General features: G+C 48.6%; 2 protein-coding genes. Both read right to left on the bottom strand.

Annotated elements, in window-relative coordinates; translation table 11 throughout:
• Positions 1 to 330: 330 nt before the first annotated feature.
• Positions 331 to 1,518 carry an IS91 family transposase gene (locus tag ACX5KA_RS05415; RefSeq protein ID WP_458730604.1) on the bottom strand — a complete coding sequence of 396 codons (1,188 nt, stop codon included), beginning with the start codon at positions 1,516 to 1,518 and terminating at the stop codon, positions 331 to 333.
• Between the two features lie 10 nt (positions 1,519 to 1,528).
• Positions 1,529 to 2,359: a tyrosine-type recombinase/integrase gene (locus ACX5KA_RS05410; protein ID WP_458730605.1), complete on the bottom strand. Its 831-nt coding sequence runs from the start codon at positions 2,357 to 2,359 to the stop codon at positions 1,529 to 1,531.
• Positions 2,360 to 2,522: the final 163 nt, after the last annotated feature.

Below are 2,522 nucleotides of genomic sequence, written 5' to 3'. Positions count from 1 at the left end.
TGTTTAGATTATCAGTTATCTGCCTCCCATTCAGAGTCACGTTGATGTTCCGCTTTCGGGCTGATAGATGATAATCTCCGGTGGACGAAACCGCGGGATGTTACCTCGGTGGTGTAGCTATGGGGATTTCGATGGTGGATTTGATTTGGCGGTAGTTGATGATCACAATGACCATGTTTTTCCAGTCGTATTTCGTCTCTATTCGCATCTCGTTTTCACGTTTTTATTCAGTTCGGTTGTCTCGTTTTATTCATTGTAATGGGGGTTACGGGAGTGAAGATAAAGCGCTACCCTCACCAGTAAAGGTGATTTTTCGAGCATTATTGACGACTATGTTGATGCAGGAGGAGCTCTTGGTAAGTAAGAGAGTAGCCTGAGCGCCGACATCTTCATCGGTGATTGACATTGCCTGCACACGAAGGGGGCTGAGTCTGCCTTCGATTCATTGGCAGGATTTTTGATTTCTGGTGGCGGTGCTACGTGCAAGGCTTGTCTGGCCATATTGAGTTTGGCTTTACTTGCCAGTAACCCATAATGCCGGATACGATGAAACCCGATTGGCAAGACATGCAATAAGAATCGACGCATAAACTCGTCACACGTCAGTTGCATCGTCCGGTGCATGTTGTTTCCTTTGCGCCGGTAATCCTTGTACTTGAAGCGTACGTGGGCTTCATCGATGGATTGCAGCCTGCTATTGGCAATCGCCACCCGATGCGTGTAACGGGATAAGTATTTTAAGACTGCCTTGGGGCCAGCAAACGGCGGTTTGGCATACACGACCCATTCTTGTGCCTGTTGCTGTTTACACCAGGCAGTAAAACGCGCCGGACTGTCAAAGCCTACTGTCTGAACGAGTTCGCCGAAGCAAAGGAGTTGTTGCGACGTATATAACGTTTGCAGTGCCTGCATATACAACCGGCGGAACAAGCGTGACAATACTCGAACCGGCAAGAAGAAGCCTTTTTTACACGCTTTCCATTGTTTAGCTTTATCCAACCCTCCACCGGGGACAATGCAGTGCACATGAGGATGATGCATCATCGCTGAGCCCCATGTATGCAACACCATAGTGGTGCCAATCTCAGCCCCCAGATGACGCTTATCACCAGCGATAGTGAGCAGCGTTTGTGATGCCGCTTTAAACAACAATTGATACATCAGTGCTTTGTTATAAAAGGCTAATTGCGCTACCTCTATTGGTAGCGTGAAGACAACATGATAATACTCCACCGGCAACAACTGCTGCTCTCTGGCTGCAAACCAGCGTTTAGCACTAGCCCCCTGGCACTTAGGACAGTGCCTGTTACGGCAGGAGTTATACGCGATAACATCGGTATGACACTGTTCACAGTGCAAGTGATGGCCACCTAATTGAGCACTTCGACAGCGCTCAATGGCTGACATCACTTTCAGTTGAGCTAAGCTTAAATGCCCCTGCTGAGACTGTTTATACTGGGCACCAGACAGGCGAAACACGTCTGCCACTTCCAGCGGAGTCCGTGAGTTAATCGACATATTGTCACGCTCACAATACTAGTGTATCCAGCGGGCTCACTACCTCTTGTAAGAGTTTACTGGCGACTTGTGTATACAGCGCGGTGGTTTCCAGTTTGCTGTGCCCTAACAAGGTTTGAATAACCCGAATATCGACTTTATCTTCTAACAAGTGCGTCGCAAAGCTGTGTCGCAGCGTATGCATGGTGACCTTTTTAGTCAGACCTGCATCCTGACATGCCGATTTACAGGCACGACTGAGTTGACGGGTGCCAAGCGGGTTTAACGGATTTTGCCCCGGAAACAACCAGCCACCCGGTAACATTAAGTGATGTGCCTTAGCATGCTTGTACCACTGGCGAAGGATGTTCAACAGCATCGGGGATAACATCGCCATGCGATCTTTTTTCCCTTTACCTTGTTCTATGCGTAGCAACATACGGTTGCTGTCGATATCCGTCACCTTCAAGGCAACCACTTCGCTTATCCGTAATCCCGCACCATAGGCCACCGCGAAGGCTGTTTTGTATTTCATGTTGTGAGTGGCATCCATCAGTTGTTTGACTTCCTCTTTACTCAATACCGTCGGCAACTTCCTTGGCACCGGCACGGTGCTGACTTTGAGCATCACATCAGGTCGATTCAAGGACTTATGAAATAAGAACGTTAAACCCGATAACGTGGCATTGATGGTGATGTTAGATGTACCTTGCTCGGCCATTGCGAGTTGGAATTGGCGCAATTCTTCAGCCGTAGCATCCTCTGGCGAGCGTTTCAAAAAGGTAGCAAGTTTCTTCACGCCTCTGATGTAGCCTATTTGCGTTTTAGGACTGAGCCTACGCATGGTCATATCTTCAATCATGCGTTGGCGTATGGGGTTGGATCCTTCAAAGTAACTCATGGTTTCACTCCTGAGTGGATTCAGGGCGACATTGCCCTTCCTTCAGCTTAGAAGCGGGGAACGAGATCAGAATATAATTAATGAGGTGGGGGCGGCACTACTACCGCGGAGCGGTTTAGTCCTT

This window comes from Alteromonas alvinellae, from assembly GCF_902705805.1.
The sequence above is the reverse complement of the archived record's forward strand: the minus strand, read 5'-3'. Positions and strand labels throughout refer to the sequence as shown.

Excerpts from the sequence above, each read along its gene's own strand:
- ACX5KA_RS05415 (WP_458730604.1), bottom strand. The coding sequence starts at position 1,518 with ATGTCGATTAACTCACGGACTCCGCTGGAAGTGGCAGACGTGTTTCGC.
- ACX5KA_RS05410 (WP_458730605.1), bottom strand. The coding sequence starts at position 2,359 with ATGATTGAAGATATGACCATGCGTAGGCTCAGTCCTAAAACGCAAATA.